General features: G+C 33.2%; 16 protein-coding genes. All 16 read right to left on the reverse strand.

Annotation, left to right across the window (positions count from 1 at the left end; translation table 11 throughout):
• Nucleotides 1-166: 166 nt before the first annotated feature.
• The gene (gene lysS / locus FYJ83_RS06050) at nucleotides 167-1,615 is read right to left on the reverse strand and encodes a lysine--tRNA ligase (protein WP_154439531.1); all 1,449 of its coding nucleotides are present in this window, start codon (nucleotides 1,613-1,615) and stop codon (nucleotides 167-169) included.
• Between the two features lie 58 nt (nucleotides 1,616-1,673).
• Nucleotides 1,674-2,150, reverse strand: a complete 477-nt coding sequence (gene greA / locus FYJ83_RS06055; protein WP_154439439.1) for a transcription elongation factor GreA — start codon at nucleotides 2,148-2,150, stop codon at nucleotides 1,674-1,676.
• Nucleotides 2,151-2,302: 152 nt separating this feature from the next.
• Entirely contained in the window at nucleotides 2,303-3,133 is an 831-nt protein-coding gene (locus FYJ83_RS06060; protein WP_195837930.1) for a hypothetical protein, read from the reverse strand.
• 145 nt (nucleotides 3,134-3,278) lie between these two features.
• A complete protein-coding gene (gene dusB / locus FYJ83_RS06065; protein ID WP_154439441.1) occupies nucleotides 3,279-4,247 on the reverse strand; it encodes a tRNA dihydrouridine synthase DusB in 969 nt (322 codons plus the stop codon).
• A 47-nt stretch (nucleotides 4,248-4,294) separates the two neighbouring features.
• The gene (locus tag FYJ83_RS06070) at nucleotides 4,295-5,077 is read right to left on the reverse strand and encodes a type III pantothenate kinase (RefSeq protein WP_459443306.1); all 783 of its coding nucleotides are present in this window, start codon (nucleotides 5,075-5,077) and stop codon (nucleotides 4,295-4,297) included.
• Between the two features lie 9 nt (nucleotides 5,078-5,086).
• The gene (locus FYJ83_RS06075) at nucleotides 5,087-5,836 is read right to left on the reverse strand and encodes an ECF transporter S component (RefSeq protein WP_154439442.1); all 750 of its coding nucleotides are present in this window, start codon (nucleotides 5,834-5,836) and stop codon (nucleotides 5,087-5,089) included.
• A gap of 160 nt (nucleotides 5,837-5,996) precedes the next feature.
• Nucleotides 5,997-6,956: a P1 family peptidase gene (locus FYJ83_RS06080; RefSeq protein WP_154439443.1), complete on the reverse strand. Its 960-nt coding sequence runs from the start codon at nucleotides 6,954-6,956 to the stop codon at nucleotides 5,997-5,999.
• 165 nt (nucleotides 6,957-7,121) lie between these two features.
• Nucleotides 7,122-8,306 (reverse strand): sodium ion-translocating decarboxylase subunit beta, encoded by a 1,185-nt coding sequence (locus FYJ83_RS06085; protein WP_154439444.1) that lies wholly within the window; start codon nucleotides 8,304-8,306, stop codon nucleotides 7,122-7,124.
• Nucleotides 8,307-8,333: 27 nt separating this feature from the next.
• Complete coding sequence (locus FYJ83_RS06090; RefSeq protein WP_154439445.1) at nucleotides 8,334-8,726, reverse strand: DUF2118 domain-containing protein; 393 nt, start codon at nucleotides 8,724-8,726, stop codon at nucleotides 8,334-8,336.
• A 22-nt stretch (nucleotides 8,727-8,748) separates the two neighbouring features.
• Entirely contained in the window at nucleotides 8,749-9,111 is a 363-nt protein-coding gene (locus tag FYJ83_RS06095; RefSeq protein ID WP_154439446.1) for an OadG family protein, read from the reverse strand.
• A gap of 14 nt (nucleotides 9,112-9,125) precedes the next feature.
• Nucleotides 9,126-10,670 (reverse strand): acyl-CoA carboxylase subunit beta, encoded by a 1,545-nt coding sequence (locus FYJ83_RS06100; RefSeq protein WP_154439447.1) that lies wholly within the window; start codon nucleotides 10,668-10,670, stop codon nucleotides 9,126-9,128.
• A gap of 24 nt (nucleotides 10,671-10,694) precedes the next feature.
• On the reverse strand, nucleotides 10,695-11,096 hold the full coding sequence (gene mce / locus FYJ83_RS06105) for a methylmalonyl-CoA epimerase (protein ID WP_154439448.1): 402 nt from the start codon (nucleotides 11,094-11,096) through the stop codon (nucleotides 10,695-10,697).
• Between the two features lie 100 nt (nucleotides 11,097-11,196).
• Nucleotides 11,197-12,132: a methylmalonyl Co-A mutase-associated GTPase MeaB gene (gene meaB / locus FYJ83_RS06110; RefSeq protein ID WP_154439449.1), complete on the reverse strand. Its 936-nt coding sequence runs from the start codon at nucleotides 12,130-12,132 to the stop codon at nucleotides 11,197-11,199.
• A gap of 16 nt (nucleotides 12,133-12,148) precedes the next feature.
• The gene (locus FYJ83_RS06115) at nucleotides 12,149-12,544 is read right to left on the reverse strand and encodes a cobalamin B12-binding domain-containing protein (RefSeq protein WP_154439450.1); all 396 of its coding nucleotides are present in this window, start codon (nucleotides 12,542-12,544) and stop codon (nucleotides 12,149-12,151) included.
• A 151-nt stretch (nucleotides 12,545-12,695) separates the two neighbouring features.
• Nucleotides 12,696-14,375 (reverse strand): acyl-CoA mutase large subunit family protein, encoded by a 1,680-nt coding sequence (locus FYJ83_RS06120; RefSeq protein WP_154439451.1) that lies wholly within the window; start codon nucleotides 14,373-14,375, stop codon nucleotides 12,696-12,698.
• 200 nt (nucleotides 14,376-14,575) lie between these two features.
• Nucleotides 14,576-16,390 (reverse strand): ATP-dependent zinc metalloprotease FtsH, encoded by a 1,815-nt coding sequence (ftsH, locus tag FYJ83_RS06125; RefSeq protein WP_154439452.1) that lies wholly within the window; start codon nucleotides 16,388-16,390, stop codon nucleotides 14,576-14,578.
• Nucleotides 16,391-16,450: the final 60 nt, after the last annotated feature.

The following is a 16,450-nucleotide window of genomic DNA, read 5'->3' on the forward strand; positions in this document are numbered from 1 at the left end:
CTGGTATTCGTGGTGTTCATTACGAGTACAGAAAATAGTCTAACAATCTTAGGCTTTATTGGCATGCTCAAGATTCCTGGGCTGCCTTTTTTTTATTTAATAGGAAAAGTAGGACTTTCCTATTAAATGAAAAAGGCAGGACTATATCCTGCCGTATCTTTATATCTTATTCATCTAATGGTTTCATAGTTGGGAATAAAAGTATATCTCTAATGCTTGGTTGGTTTGTAAGAAGTATAATCATTCTATCAATTCCAATACCAAGACCACCTGTAGGTGGAAGACCTACTTCAATAGAGTTGATGAAATCATAATCCATTGGATGAGCTTCATCATCACCTAAATCTTTTTGCTTAACTTGATCTTCAAATCTTTGTCTTTGATCTATAGGGTCATTTAACTCTGAAAAGGCATTTGCCAATTCCCAAGTATTAATAAAAGCTTCAAATCTATTTGTCTTTCTTGGATCTTCAGGATTTCTCTTAGCAAGAGGTGATATTTCAACAGGATGTCCTGTAATAAATGTAGGTTGAATTAAGTGTTCTTCACAGAATTCTTCAAACATTTCTGATATAATATGTCCTCTAGTCATACCAGGTTTAACTTCTATTCCTTTTTCTTTAGCCACTACTATGGCTTCTGCATCAGTATTTATTGTAGAAAAATCTACTCCTGTAAATTCTTTTACTGCATCTGCCATATCTAATCTTCTCCAAGGTGGAGCTAGTTCTAATTCTGTGCCTTGATAGTTTATTTTTGTAGTTCCCAATGCCTTTTCTGCAACATATGCAAATAGGTTTTCTGTTAATCTCATCATTTCTTCATAATCTACATAAGCTTGATAAAGTTCAATATTGGTAAACTCAGGGTTATGTTTTGGACTCATCCCTTCATTTCTAAACATTCTGCCCATTTCATAAACCTTTTCAAATCCACCTACTATTAATCTCTTTAAGTACAATTCATTTGCTATTCTTAAATACATATCTATATCTAGGGTGTTATGATGTGTTGCAAAAGGCCTTGCATTTGCGCCACCTGCTATAGGGCTTAGAATTGGAGTCTCTACCTCTAGGAAACCTCTGTCATCTAAATACTCTCTAACAGCCTTGATTATTTTCGTTCTAAGAATAAAAGTTTCTTTTACTTCAGGATTTACTATTAAGTCTACATATCTCTGCCTATATCTTAAATCTTGGTCCTTTAATCCATGGAACTTCTCTGGTAAGATTTGTAATGACTTACTCATTATAAGTATTTCTTCAGCTCTTATGGATATTTCACCAGCTTGTGTTTTAAATACTTCTCCATTAACTCCAATAATATCTCCAAGGTCTAACAGGCTTAAATCCTTATATTGCTCTTCTCCCATTACATCTTGTTTAGCAAATATCTGAATACGTCCTTCACTGTCCTGAAGATCAATAAAGCTAACTTTACCGTGTCCGCGTCTTGACATTACTCTTCCTGCAACAGCTACTTTTTGTCCGTTTAATTCTTCAAATTTATCTTTAATAGTAGAACTATGATGAGTATAGTCAAACTTTTCAACTACAAATGGATCTTTTCCTTTTTCTATTAATTCTTTAAGTTTTTCTCTCCTCATCATCAGCATTTCATTTAAATTTAATTCAGTATCTCCCACTGCATTCCCTCCTTAGTTTGTTCTAGCTCTATCTTGTGATATTTACTATTTGATATTCTATTTTTCCATCTGGTACCACTACTTCTACAGTATCTCCTGATTTACATCCTAGAAGTGCTGAGCCTACTGGTGATTCATTTGATATTTTACCGTTATATGGGTCCGCCTCTGCTGAACCTACTATTATAAACTCCATATCTTCATCATATTCTAAATCCTTTACTAAGACTTTAGAGCCTATACCTACAACATCTGTTGTAATATCATCTTCATCTATTATTCTTGCGTTTCTCAACATAGTTTCTAATTTTGCAATTCTTTCTTCTAGTTGTGCCTGTTCATTCTTGGCTTGATCATATTCTGAGTTTTCACTTATATCACCAAAGCTTAAAGCCTGTTTTATTTTTTCAGCTACCTCTTTTCTTCTAACACTTTTTAATTCGTCTAATTCATCCTCTAATCTCTTCAATCCCTCTTCTGTTAAAAAAACATCTTTTTCTGGCATTTACATCTCTCTCCTTTGACTAACAAATATTAGTAATTTAAGTTGTATAGTAATATTATTTCTATATATAAGCTATGAAATCAATAAAATAAAAGTATAATTCCTTATTGTATGCAAGATATTATAATCAAGTGAGTCTATAATGTCAAGTCTTAGAATCTTCCTTTTACCTTTATAAATAAATTAACATAATCTTTTAATGAATAATAATTATTTCCTGATATTAAATAGTTTATGCTATGATTTTCCATTCCTAATAAAGATTCAAATAAACTTGAAGTAATTTTATGGTTTATCCATTCAGTTTTTATACCTAATTCTTTAAAATCAAAGCCATAATCCTCTATAAAATGTGTTCTATTTTTATTGTCTTTCAAGTCTATCTTACTGAAATTAAATACTATGGCATTTCTCTTAACCTTTGAAATATCAAATTCCAATTTCTCTGTATAATTAATTATTACACTATATCTACTTAAAATCTTATGAATACTTATAGGATAAAATAAAGATAAACCAGTTTCATCTAGTATATATTCATAGATTTCATCATTATATTCCTCACAACCTATGGAAGTTATAAACCTAAAACCTTTTGAAATTTCCTTTATTATTCTCTTTGCTATTTCTTTTTCATCACAAACAACTAAAATTTCCTTATCCTCTAAATCTTCCTTTAGAATACTAAATATTTTTCTAATGACTACTAAAATATTAGATAATCTAGTATATTCTCCATTAAAAATTTTCATTTTAGTAATATCCTGTATAGATTCCAATGTTAATGAGCTTAAGTTCTCATAGCCTTCAATAAATAGTGTATTGCTGTCTTCGTCTTTAAGTTCTAATAAGGCTTCTAGAAATTTTTCTAGATTTTCTTGATTATTCAAATCCATAGGCTTTAAATTTATTCCTACTATTTTACCAATTACTTTATCTTCCTTTAAAATGTCTTCTATTATTTTAGGCTTAATTTTGGGCAATAGAAATTCAGGTATATACTTTGAAAATCCTTTTTTATAAAACTCCAAATATCTTTCATTACTTAATATATATATAAGTCCTATACTATCCCTCCTATATAATTTTTACTTTATTATATGAGGAGAGTTTATTATTATTACAACTCTATGGATTAGAAGCAATATATTCATATAAAACTTTCTTTATTTCTTCTTTACTAACAATAGTATATATTAAATTTTTTATTTCATTGGAGTTTCTCAAACCCTTTAAATACCAGGCAGTATGTTTTCGCATTTCTCTTACTCCTACTCTTTCACCCTTTATAGAGCAAAGGAGTTCCAAATGCCTAATACACATTTGTATTATTTCTTCATTTGTCGGAGGCCTATCTTCCTTCCCTACCATTATATCTCTTATTCTCTTAAATATCCAAGGATTTCCTTGGGATCCTCGACCTATGGCAACTCCATCACAGTTAGTTAGTTTAAACATTTCTACTGCATCTTGTGGTCCAAATATATCTCCATTTCCTATTATAGGAATACTAACATTTTCTTTTACCTCTTTTATAAATTCCCAATTTGCCTTTCCTGAGTAAAACATATCCCTAGTTCTTGCATGAACAGTAAGAGCAGCAACTCCTTCTTCATCTGCTATTTTAGCAATATCTATTCCATTTATACTACTTTCATCCCAGCCCATTCTTATCTTTAAGGTTACAGGTTTTTGAGATACTCTTATTACTTCCCTCAATATTTGCCTTACTAATTTGGGTTCCTTCATTAAGGCACTTCCATCACCATTTTTAACTATTTTAGGTGCTGGACAGCCCATGTTTATATCTATAATATCTATGTCTTTCCTCGGATTTAGATACTCTTCAACTATATTTGACATAATCTTTGAATCAGAACCAAAGATTTGTATGGCTATTGGTCGTTCTTTAGGATTTACTTGCAACAAAGTTTTGGTACCTGGATCTTCATAGTACATTCCTTTGCTGCTTACCATTTCTGATACAACTAATCCAGCACCCATTTCCTTACATAGTATTCTAAAGGCTAAATCTGTAACTCCTGCCATTGGAGCCAAGAATATATTGTTTTCCAATTCTATATTTCCTATTTTCATATATTCACCTCAATACACATTACAAAAGTAAGTAGCTATTAAGCTACTTACTTATTTCGTTCAAATATTATTCGGAGTCCATCAAGAGTCAACAATTTATCTATTCTATTTATATATTTACTTTCTGAAGCAATTAAACTTGAAAATCCACCAGTAGCCACTATCTTTACTGTTCTTTCATCTTCTTCCATTTCTTCTATCATCTTTGATATTATATAATCTACCATTCCTATATATCCATATACTAAACCAGATTGGATACTATTTATTGTATTCTTTGCTATTACTTTTTCAGGTCTTGCAATTTCCACTTTAGGAAGTTTAGCTGTTCTCATAAACAATGCTTCTGATGAAATCTTAATTCCTGGAGTAATAGCACCGCCTAAATAATCCCCATTTTTTGATACAGCACAGAATGTTATGGCAGTACCAAAATCTACTATTATTAAAGGCCCTCCATATTTTTCGTAGGCCGCTACAGCATTTACTATTCTATCTGCCCCTACCTCTTTTGGATTATCATATTTTATATTCATTCCAGTTTTTACTCCCGGACCAATTACAATAGGATCTATTCCAAAATACTTTATACTCATGGCAGGTAAAGTATGCATAAGTGGTGGTACTACAGATGAAATAATAACATTTTTTACTTGTTTTGGATCTAATCCATGATACCTAAAAATCTGTTCAAATAGAAGCCCATATTCATCAGAGGTTCTATCTTTTTCTGTGGCTATTCTCCAATCATATAATAGCTTCTCTTCTTGATATACTCCAAATACTACATTTGTATTTCCAACATCTATAACTAATAACAATGATTTCACCTTCCATCCTTATCTTCTGCTCTTTAAAGCTCCTACTACTGAAGTTACTATTATAATCCCTATAATAGTCTCTGGTAAACCATTAGCCACTCCTATTCCCAATATAACCTTTCTTGCTGTATTTATATCACCGCCTATGGCACCTACAAATCTCTCAGCATAGAAAATATATATCATAGTTAAAACTCCAACTGTATTAGTCAGTGTACCTATTGTAGTGGATATAATAATGTCTAATGCCCTATCTTTAAGCTTAGTTGCAGTAAAGTAAATTATTATTAAGGTTAAAGCTATCAGTCCTATATTCATTAGACTTAACCATATACTGCTTTGATTTTTAATATTTATATATATTCCATAGGACAAATAGGATATAATTCCTGTTAAAATCAGATATAACAATATCTTTGTCTTTTCTTTTCCTATTTTCTTCAGTCTATTATATACATAAGAAGATACTATACCTATTAGCACCCTTGGTAATACAGATACTATTGGATTTAAAAATACAAATGATACTGGTGTTGGATTGGTTATAGCTTGAAAAATACTAAATATCCCAAATATAAGCCCAACAAAGCCTCCTACTACAGGTCCTTCCATTAATGCTCCTATAATTACAGGTATATGCATTATAGTTGCTCTAGTAGGTCCTACTGGAATAAACCCTAAGGGAGTCATTCCAAGTACTGCTGATATAGCTCCTAATACTCCTATAATAGTCATTTTCCTTACAGTAAATCTCTTTTCTTTTTCCATTAAAATCCCTCCGCTCTAGTTCCTATTATTTTGGATACCAGTCGATTTAATATTCAATTTAACTTTTATCCAGTCCAACTCAATTTTGATATTGGCTAATTGATACAATTATTATAATTGTATTTTCATATTAATTCAATAAAAATCAATTATTAATTTTTTAAATATTTTTATAAGCTTTTAATCCATTATAACCTTCTGCAAATATTATAGCATTGGTTATGGCTCTACTCATGGCTTCAGCTGCTAAGGTTCCTAAAAGATTTATATCTGCCTTTACTTCATTTGTTGCCATGGTAAATATTGTATCCCCATCTAACATAGTATGAATTGGATTAATAGACCTTGCAAATCCATTATGAGCCATTTCTGCTATTTTATTCCCCTGGGCTTTAGTTAAAATCCCATTAGTGGCTATTACTCCTATGGTTGTATTACTTATGCTAAAACCTAAATCTTTATTTATATTCTTCATTATGTCTATAGTACTAAGAAGTTTATTGTTTTTATAATCATAAACACCTGCTATTTGTTCATTAGTTGTAAAATCATATACATCACCAAAGCTATTTACAGAGACTAAGGCAGATACTATTAACTCCCCTGATTTTACAGTGGCAGAACCCAGTCCTGATTTCATAGAATTTTGTGGCCCCAATATTTTTCCTATGGTTGCTCCCATACCACATCCTATATTACCTTGTAGCTTAGTAGTATATTCATTGGCATTTTTCGCTGCTATATAACCCATTTCAAAATCAGGCCTTATTCTATAATCTCCAATATGTAAATCAAATATCACTGCCGAGGCCACTATGGGAACTTTAGTTACGGAAACATCAAACCCTACCTCTTGTTCTTCCAAATATTTCATAACACCTGCTGCTGCATCTAAACCAAAAGCAGAACCACCTGACAAAACTACTGCATGAACTTTATCAACCATTTTTTCAGTCTTAAATAAATCAGTCTCGCGAGTTCCAGGAGCTGAGCCTCTTACATCTACTCCTCCAGTAGCACCTTTTTCACAAATAATTACAGTACATCCTGTCATTCCCTCTTCTGATTGGTGGTGACCAACTTTAATGCCCTCTACATCAGTTATATAACCTTCATACATAAAACCACCTCCTAAAAACAGTAAATAGTGAAAAATGAATAGTGAATAGTTTTAAAAGATATTTCTTTAACTATTCACTATCCACTAGATAAACAAACTAAGCAATGTACACCAAATTGAAAACCACAATTTTGGTTCCTACTTACATTAGTTATTCACTAAATTTTATCCGCCAAAGAAATTCAGCAATAACCCTGCTGCTATGGCTGAACCTATTACTCCTGCTACATTGGGTCCCATAGCGTGCATCAATAAGAAATTTCTTGGATTAGCTTCTTGTCCCACTTTTTGTGATACTCTAGCTGCCATTGGTACTGCTGATACTCCTGCTGAACCTATAAGAGGATTAACTTTTCCACCTGAAGTCTTATACATTATCTTACCAAATAATACTCCACCTGCTGTTCCTATGGAAAATGCTATAAGTCCTAAGGCTATTATACTTAGAGTTCTTACTGTAAGGAAAGTTTCTGCATTTGCCGTTGCTCCTACAGTAGTTCCTAAGAATATTGTAACTATATTTACCAGCTCATTTTGTGCTGTTTCTGACAATCTATCTACTACTAATGACTCCCTAAATAGATTACCGAACATTAGCATACCTACTAAGGCTGCTGCTGATGGTAATAATAAAGAAACCAACAATGTAACTAAAATAGGAAAAATAATTTTTTCTTTTTTAGACACTGGTCTTAACTGTCCCATTACTACTTCTCTTTCGGCTTTAGTTGTTAATGCCTTCATAATTGGTGGCTGAATAATTGGCACTAAAGCCATGTATGAATATGCTGCTACTGCTATTGGTCCTAATAAATGTGGTGCTAGTTTAGATGTTAAAAATAATGCCGTAGGTCCATCTGCTCCACCTATGATACCAATACTAGCTGCTTCTGGTCCTGTAAATCCTAATAAAGTAGCTCCTATAAATGTAATAAAAATACCTAATTGTGCTGCTGCACCAAGTAATATACTCTTTGGATTGGCTATTAATGGTCCAAAGTCTGTCATCGCTCCTACTCCAAGGAATATAAGTGGTGGATATATACCTAATTTAACACCTTGGTATAGATAATATAGAAGTCCTCCATTTTCTATGGTGGTAGAAACTAGTTCTCCAGTTATAGGGTCTGGGGCAATCTGTACAACTGGCGGAGCCATTAATCCCGCTTCTGGTAAATTCGCCAATAACATACCAAAAGCAATGGGAATAAGTAATAGAGGCTCAAATCCTTTAGCAATTGCTAAGTATAACAGTATACAGGATACCAAAAGCATCAAAGCCTGTCCCCAGGTTATGGCTGCAATTCCTGTGCTCTGGAAAAATTCCAGCAATATCTGTCCTAAGTTCATGAAATTTACCTTCCTTTCTTAATGGAATTAGTCTAATACTACTAATTTATCTCCTGTATTTACAGCTGCTCCTTGTGTAGTATTTATACTTGCAACCACTCCATCTCTTGGAGCCAAAATTTCGTTTTCCATTTTCATTGCTTCAAGTATCAATAATATATCTCCCGCTTTAACCGTATCTCCTTCTTTAACATCTATCTTCCAGATATTTCCTGGCATTGGTGCTTCTACTACTTCTTGCCCTGCTGATACTACAACTTCTTTCTTTTCTTCTTTTGGAGCTGCTTTAGGAGCTGATGGTGTTGGTGCTGGTGTTGACGGTGCTGATACTACTGACCTTTGTGACGTCCCACTTACTCCTACTTCTTCAACTTCAACTTCATAAGAATTACCGTTAACATTTATCATAAACTTTCTCATAACTTCTCCCCCTTAATAAATTTTATAGTTTTCCGTATATTTGCTCCTGTCTACTAGTTGTAGACCAAACTAAATTCTTTTGTTGCACTCTTTTAATACTTTTTATATTTACTTCTGGTACATTAACACCTAAACTTGCTGCTACAGCAGCTGCTATAACTGCAACTAACGCTTCATCATCTACATTATCTTTTTTTGATTCTTTTACTATGTTTTTTTCCACATTATCATCTATCTTGCTAAGATTTTCAGTTTTATCCGCTTTATTTCCTACTGCCTTTAATACAGATATTAGCATTGCAAGTACAATTAATCCTACAAATACTACTACCATACTAAATATTGTAATTACTATACTTTCCCCAAAACTAACATATTCACCCAATTATCTCACCTCTTTTATACTGGTAAATTACCATGTTTTTTAGCAGGTCTATTTTCTCTCTTTGATTCTAACATATCAAAGGCAGAAATAAGTCTTGGTCTGGTAATACTTGGAACTATTACATCATCTACAAATCCTCTTTGAGCAGCTATATATGGATTAGCTACAGTATCCCTATATTCAGCTATTTTTTCTTGTCTAGTTGCTATTGGATCATTAGAGTTTTCAATATCCTTTTTAAATATAATATTTGCAGCTCCATCTGGTCCCATAACTGCTATTTCTGCATTTGGCCATGCAAATACTTGGTCTGCCCCTAAATCTTTAGAGCACATGGCAAGATAGGCTCCGCCATAAGCCTTTCTAACTATTAGTGTAACCTTTGGTACAGTCGCTTCACTATAAGCATAAAGCATCTTTGCACCATGTCTTATTATTCCACCATATTCCTGAGTTGCCCCTGGCAAAAATCCTGGAACATCTACTAAGTTAAGTAAAGGAATGTTAAAAGCATCACAAGTTCTTATAAATCTTCCAGCTTTATCTGAGGCATTAATATCTAAACATCCTGCTAATACTTTTGGCTGATTAGCAACTACTCCTATGGTTTTTCCATTTAATCTTATATATCCAGTTATTATATTTTGAGCAAATTTCTCCTGAACTTCAAAGAAATATCCTCCATCCGCTATAAGCTTTATAACTTCCTTCATATCATAAGGTTTATTAGGATTTACTGGAACTATCTCATTTAGTTGCTCTTCTATTCTATTGATTTCATCTTCCATTGTATAAACTGGTGCGTCTTCTAGATTATTAGAAGGTAAAAGTGATAGTAACTCCTTTATTCGCTCTATACATTCGGCTTCTGTGTTGTCCATAAAGTGAGCAACTCCAGATACTTTGTTATGTGTATTTGCCCCACCTAGTTCTTCTTGAGTTACTTCTTCTCCAGTAACAGATTTAATTACCTGTGGTCCTGTTATAAACATCATACTAGTTTTATCTACCATGAATATAAAATCTGTCAACGCTGGTGAATAAACTGCTCCACCTGCTGATGGCCCCATTATAACTGATATTTGAGGTATTACTCCAGATGAAATAGTATTTCTATAAAATATCTTTCCATATCCTGACAAGGCGTCTACACCTTCTTGAATTCTTGCTCCACCAGAATCATTAAATCCTACAATTGGTGCACCCATTTTTAATGCCATATCTTGGACCTTGCAGATTTTCGCAGCGTGCATCTCTCCAAGAGAGCCACCTACTACAGTAAAATCTTGAGCATAAGTAAATACAAGTCTTCCTTCTACTGTACCATATCCAGTTACTACTCCATCAGAAGCTGCTTCTACTTTTTCCATACCAAAGTTTGTACATCTATGCTCTACAAACTTATCAACCTCAACAAAACTACCTTCATCAAATAATAGGTTGATTCTTTCCCTAGCAGTAAGTTTCCCTGACTTATGATGTTTTTCAATTCTTTGCTCCCCGCCACCAAGTTCTATTTTCTTAGTAGTTTCCAGGAGCCTTTCAATTTTTTCCTTCATATTTACCCTCCTTTTTTAAAATGCCTAATCTCTTTGACAAAGTTCTATAAGAACTCCAAAGGTTGACTTTGGATGTAAGAACGCAATTTTAGCACCACCAGCACCATATCTTGGCTTTTCATCTATCATCTTAATACCTTTTGCCTTTAATTCCTCTATTGATTTTTCTATGTCATCTACTTTATAGGCAATATGTTGGATTCCTTCACCTTTTTTCTCAATAAACTTAGCTATAGGACCGTCTTCTTCTGTTGATTCAAGTAATTCTACTTCAGTATCCCCTATAGGTAAAAAAGCAACTTTTACCTTTTGCTCTTCTACTACTTCTTTATCTACACATTTCATGCCTAATATGTCTTCATAAAACTTAAGAGTTTCATCTAAATTCTTTACTGCAATTCCTATATGGTCCACTTTACCTACCATTATATTTTCTCCTTTCATCATACAATGTACAGTTCACAATACACTGATGATAAGCAAGTTTTTGAAATTACTTTAATTGTGAATTGTAAATTGTGAATTACTATTTTCTAATCAGTGCAATTATTTCATCTTTAGCACTATATGGGTCCGTTTCTTTTGATGTAATTTTCTTTCCTAAATTTTCTAGTAAATCTTCTTTTACTGCCTTATCTAATATTATTTTCATTAAATCTTCCTCTACCATCTTTAACAATTCTAATTTATTATTTCTTGTTCTTATTTCTTTTAGCTTATCTGTTCGCTCTAGATAGTCTCTATGCTCTAGAATCTTTTCCAACAGAGTATCTATACCTTTATTTTGTCCAGCTGATACCTTAACTACTGGTGGTCTATAGTCCTTCTGCTCATTTAAATCTAAGTTCATTTCTATTTCCACCTTAGTTTTATCTGCACCATCAAGGTCTGATTTATTTATGGAAAATACATCTGCAATTTCCATTATTCCCGCCTTTATGGCTTGAATATCATCACCTAGATTAGGTACCATAACCATAAGTACTGTATCTGCTGTCTTTACTATATCTACCTCCGATTGACCTACGCCTACTGTTTCTATGAAAATATAGTCGCAACCAAATATATCTAATACTTTTACTGCACCCCAAGTGGAATTTGACATACCACCTAATGAACCACGGGTTCCCATACTTCTTATAAATACATCTTTATCTAAGGAAAGGTCATTCATCCTAATCCTATCTCCTAATATTGCACCACCACTGAAGGGGCTAGTAGGGTCTATTGCTACTATTCCTACCTTTTTATTAAGCTTTCTAAGTTCCTTAGTCAATTTATCTGTTAAAGTAGACTTTCCCGCTCCTGGAGGTCCAGTTATACCGACGACATAAGCATTGCCTGTATTTTTATATAACTCTTTTAAAATATCTATTGCTTCCTCATTGTTATTTTCTATCATTGTAATGAGTCTGGCACAGGCTCTCTTATCTCCCTTTAAAATTCTTTCACGAATATCCAAATAAAGCACCACCTATTTACCTTTTTAGGTTATTTGTGATAAAATCTACTACATCCTTTGTTGGTGTTCCCGGAGTAAATACTGCTTCTACACCTGATTCTATTAGAAAAGGAATATCGTCCTCTGGAATAACTCCCCCACCTACTATTAACACATCATCTACTCCTTGTTCTTTTAGTAGGTTCACCACCTTTGGAAACAAATGATTATGTGCTCCTGATAATATACTCATACCTATGGCATCTACGTCCTCTTGAATTGCAGCAGCTACTATTTGTTCTGGAGTTTGTCTAAGTCCAGTATATATTACTTCCATTCCTGCATCCCTTAAAGCTCTTGCTATTACCTTAGCACCTCTATCATGTCCATCTAGTCCAGGCTTTGCAACTAAAACCCTAATTGGTTTATCCATATATATACCTCCCAGCGTGAGTACAACTCACGAATTTTGAATTTTAAATTTTGAATGTCGAATTAAAGTGAAATTCAGAATCCTAATTCTATTCATGGTTTTAATTCACAATTCAACATTCAACATTCACAATTAGTCAAGCCTCCCTTGACTATAGTATTACTGATTGTTGATATTCTCCAAATACTTCCCTTAATACATTACATATTTCACCTAAAGTTGCATATGTCTTTACTGCATCTAGGATAAATGGCATTAGATTTTCTTGAGTATTTGCCTTTTCTTTTAATGTATTTAATGCTTTTTCCACATCTTCATTATTTCTCTCTGATCTTAATACTTTTAATTTTTCTTTTTGACTTATTTCTACTGTCTTATCTACTTTTAATAACTCTTTTTTATCTGTTTCTTCGATTTTAAATTTATTTACTCCTACAACAATTCTATCTAAAGATTCCACTTCCATTTGATATCTGTAAGCAGCATTTTGAATTTCTTTTTGAATATATCCTTTTTCTATAGCTTTAGGTGCTCCACCTAGTTCATCTATACTTTCTATATATCTTAAAGCTTCTTCTTCTATTTTATTAGTTAAGTTTTCTATATAATATGATCCCGCTAACGGGTCTATTGTTTCTGTTACTCCTGATTCGTGAGCTACTATCTGCTGTGTTCTTAGAGCAATCCTAACTGAATCTTCAGTAGGTAGTGCTAATGCTTCATCCCTTGAATTTGTATGAAGAGATTGAGTTCCTCCTAGAACTGCTGCTAAAGTTTGGATTGTAACTCTTATTATATTATTATCCGGTTGTTGTGCTGTTAAAGTAGAACCTGCTGTTTGTGTATGGAATTTTAGCTGCATTGACTTTGAATTTTTTGCATTAAATCTTTCCTTCATTATCTTAGCCCATAGTCTTCTGGCTGCTCTATATTTCGCTACTTCTTCTAGTAAATCGTTATGAGCGTTAAAGAAGAATGATAATCTTGGTGCAAAATCATCTACATCAAGTCCTGCTTTAATAGCAGCTTCAACATAGGCTATACCATCAGCCAATGTAAATGCAACTTCTTGTGACGCAGTAGAACCTGCTTCTCTTATGTGGTATCCACTAATACTTATGGTATTCCATCCAGGAACTTCTTTTGAGCAATATTCAAATATATTGGTAATTAATCTCATAGATGGCTCTGGCGGAAATATATAAGTACCTCTTGCTATGTATTCCTTTAAAATGTCATTTTGAATAGTTCCTCTTAGTTTTTCCTTTGATACACCTTGTTTTTCTGCAACAGCAATATACATGGCAAGTAAAACAGATGCAGGTGCATTTATGGTCATAGATGTACTTACCTTATCTAAAGGTATTCCATCAAATAAAGTTTCCATATCCTTTAATGAGTCTATGGCTACTCCAACTTTACCAACTTCACCTTCAGATAAACCGTCATCTGAATCGTATCCTATTTGTGTAGGTAAATCAAAGGCAACACTAAGCCCAGTTTGTCCTTGTTCCAAAAGATATTTATATCTTCCGTTTGACTCCTCAGCTGATGCAAATCCAGCATATTGTCTCATTGTCCAAAGTCTACCTCTATACATGGTAGATTGAACACCTCTGGTAAATGGATATTCCCCCGGAAGGCCTAAATCTTCATTATAGTTCAACTCATTTACATCAACAGGAGTATATAGTCTATTAACTTCTATATTTGATCCTGTTGTGAATTTTTCTTTCCTTTCTGGAAATCTTGATATGGACTTCTCCACCACTTCTTTTTCCCATTGATCAACTGATGATTTAATTTCATTGATCTTTTTATCATCAAACATTTTCTTGCCTCCTATTTATGGTAATTTCTAATCTTTATAAAAAGTTCTACCTACCCTATTATAGTAACAATTGGATGTTTTTTGCAACATATATTTCAATATATTTTAAAAATGAATGTTATATTGCATATTTTCATATAAATCTTTCCCTTATTTCTTTTTATTCATAAAAAAAAGCAGGAGAAATTCTCCTACTTTTCTTATGAACCTATAAATATTTCTTCAAATTCTTTGCCATCTATTGTTTCTTTTTCTAGTAAAACTTCTGCTATTTTATGAAGTTTATTCATATTTTCTTCTAATAGTTTCTCTGCTTGATTATAAGCTGTATCTATTAACTCTCTCATTTCTTTATCTATGGCAGCTGCCACATCTTCACTGTAATTTCTAGCTCTGCCAAAATCTCTGCCTACAAATACCTCTTCATCATCAGTACCATAAGTCATAGGTCCAAGTTTTTGGCTCATACCATAGTGTGTAACCATGGATCTAGCAATTTTAGTAGCTCTTTCAATATCGTTCTGTGCTCCTGTACTTATATCTCCTAAAACTAATGCCTCTGCCACTCTTCCACCTAGAAGAGTAACTAATCTAGCCTCCATTTGTTTTTTAGTTAGAAAACTTCTATCTTCTTCTGGTATATAAGCCGTAAATCCACCAGCCATTCCCCTTGGAATAATAGTTACCATGTGTACTGGATCTGTATCTGGAGTAAGTCTAGAAGTAAGAGCATGACCTGCCTCATGATATGCAGTAAGTCTTCTTTCCTTCTCACTTACAACTTTAGACTTTTTCTCAGGACCAGCTTGAACCTTTATAGACGCTTCTTCTATTAAATGCATAGGTATTGTTTTTAAACCGTATCTAGCTGAAAGAATTGCAGCTTCGTTTACTAAGTTTTCTAAGTCAGCCGGTGTAAATCCTACAGTTCTCTTAGCAACTACTCCTAAATCAACATCTGAATCTAAAGGCTTATTTTTTGTATGAACATTTAGTATTGCTTCTCTACCTCTTACATCAGGTACCCCAACATAAACAGTTCTGTCAAACCTACCTGGTCTAAGTAATGCAGGGTCAAGTATATCAGCTCTATTGGTTGCCGCCATAACGATAATACCTTCATTAGTAGCAAATCCATCCATTTCTACTAAAAGTTGATTTAAAGTCTGCTCTCTTTCATCGTGGCCACCACCAAGACCCGCTCCTCTTCTTCTACCTACAGCATCAATCTCATCTATAAAAACTATACAAGGTGCATTTTTCTTTGCTTGTTCAAATAAATCTCTAACTCTACTTGCACCTACACCTACAAACATTTCTACAAAGTCTGAACCTGATATACTGAAAAACGGAACTCCTGCTTCTCCTGCTACTGCTTTACTTAAATACGTTTTACCTGTTCCTGGAGGACCAACCATTAGAACTCCTGTAGGTATCCTTGCTCCAATTTCAATATATTTTCTAGGAGATCTTAGAAAATCTACGATTTCCTTTAATTCCTCTTTTTCTTCCTCTAATCCAGCTACATCAGCAAAAGTAATAATCTTACCATCTTCTTGGTTATGAAGTCTTGCTTTAGACTTACCAAAAGACATTACCTTGCCGCCACCTCCACCTTGGGATTGCTGCATAAATACAAACCAAAAAACTCCAATGACTAAAATCATCAATATAGTTGGAATTGCACTTATCCAAAATGGTTGCGTTGGCTCTAAATCAGAACTTAAAGCAATTTCCTGATTATCCACTTTATCCTTTAAATAATTATCAAAGAATGTATCCTGCATTTGAACAGGCAAAATAGTCGTAAACTGTGTCTTATCCCTTAGTTTTCCTGTGACCTCTCTGCCTACAATTTTGATACTTTCCACTTTATTGCTATTTAAATGTTCTACTAATTCAGTTACATCTATTGTTTTGATCTGTTCCACGTCATTTCCAAGAGTTGTTACTAGAAACATTATAATAATTACTATTAGTAAATACATACTAATACCTTTGAAAAACCTTTTCAATACAAGTCCTCCCTCCTCTTTATGAGCAGATAATATCTACACATTATAACACAATTACAT

Origin of the sequence: Tissierella pigra (assembly GCF_009695605.1) — a bacterium.
Lineage (GTDB): Bacteria > Bacillota > Clostridia > Tissierellales > Tissierellaceae > Tissierella > Tissierella pigra.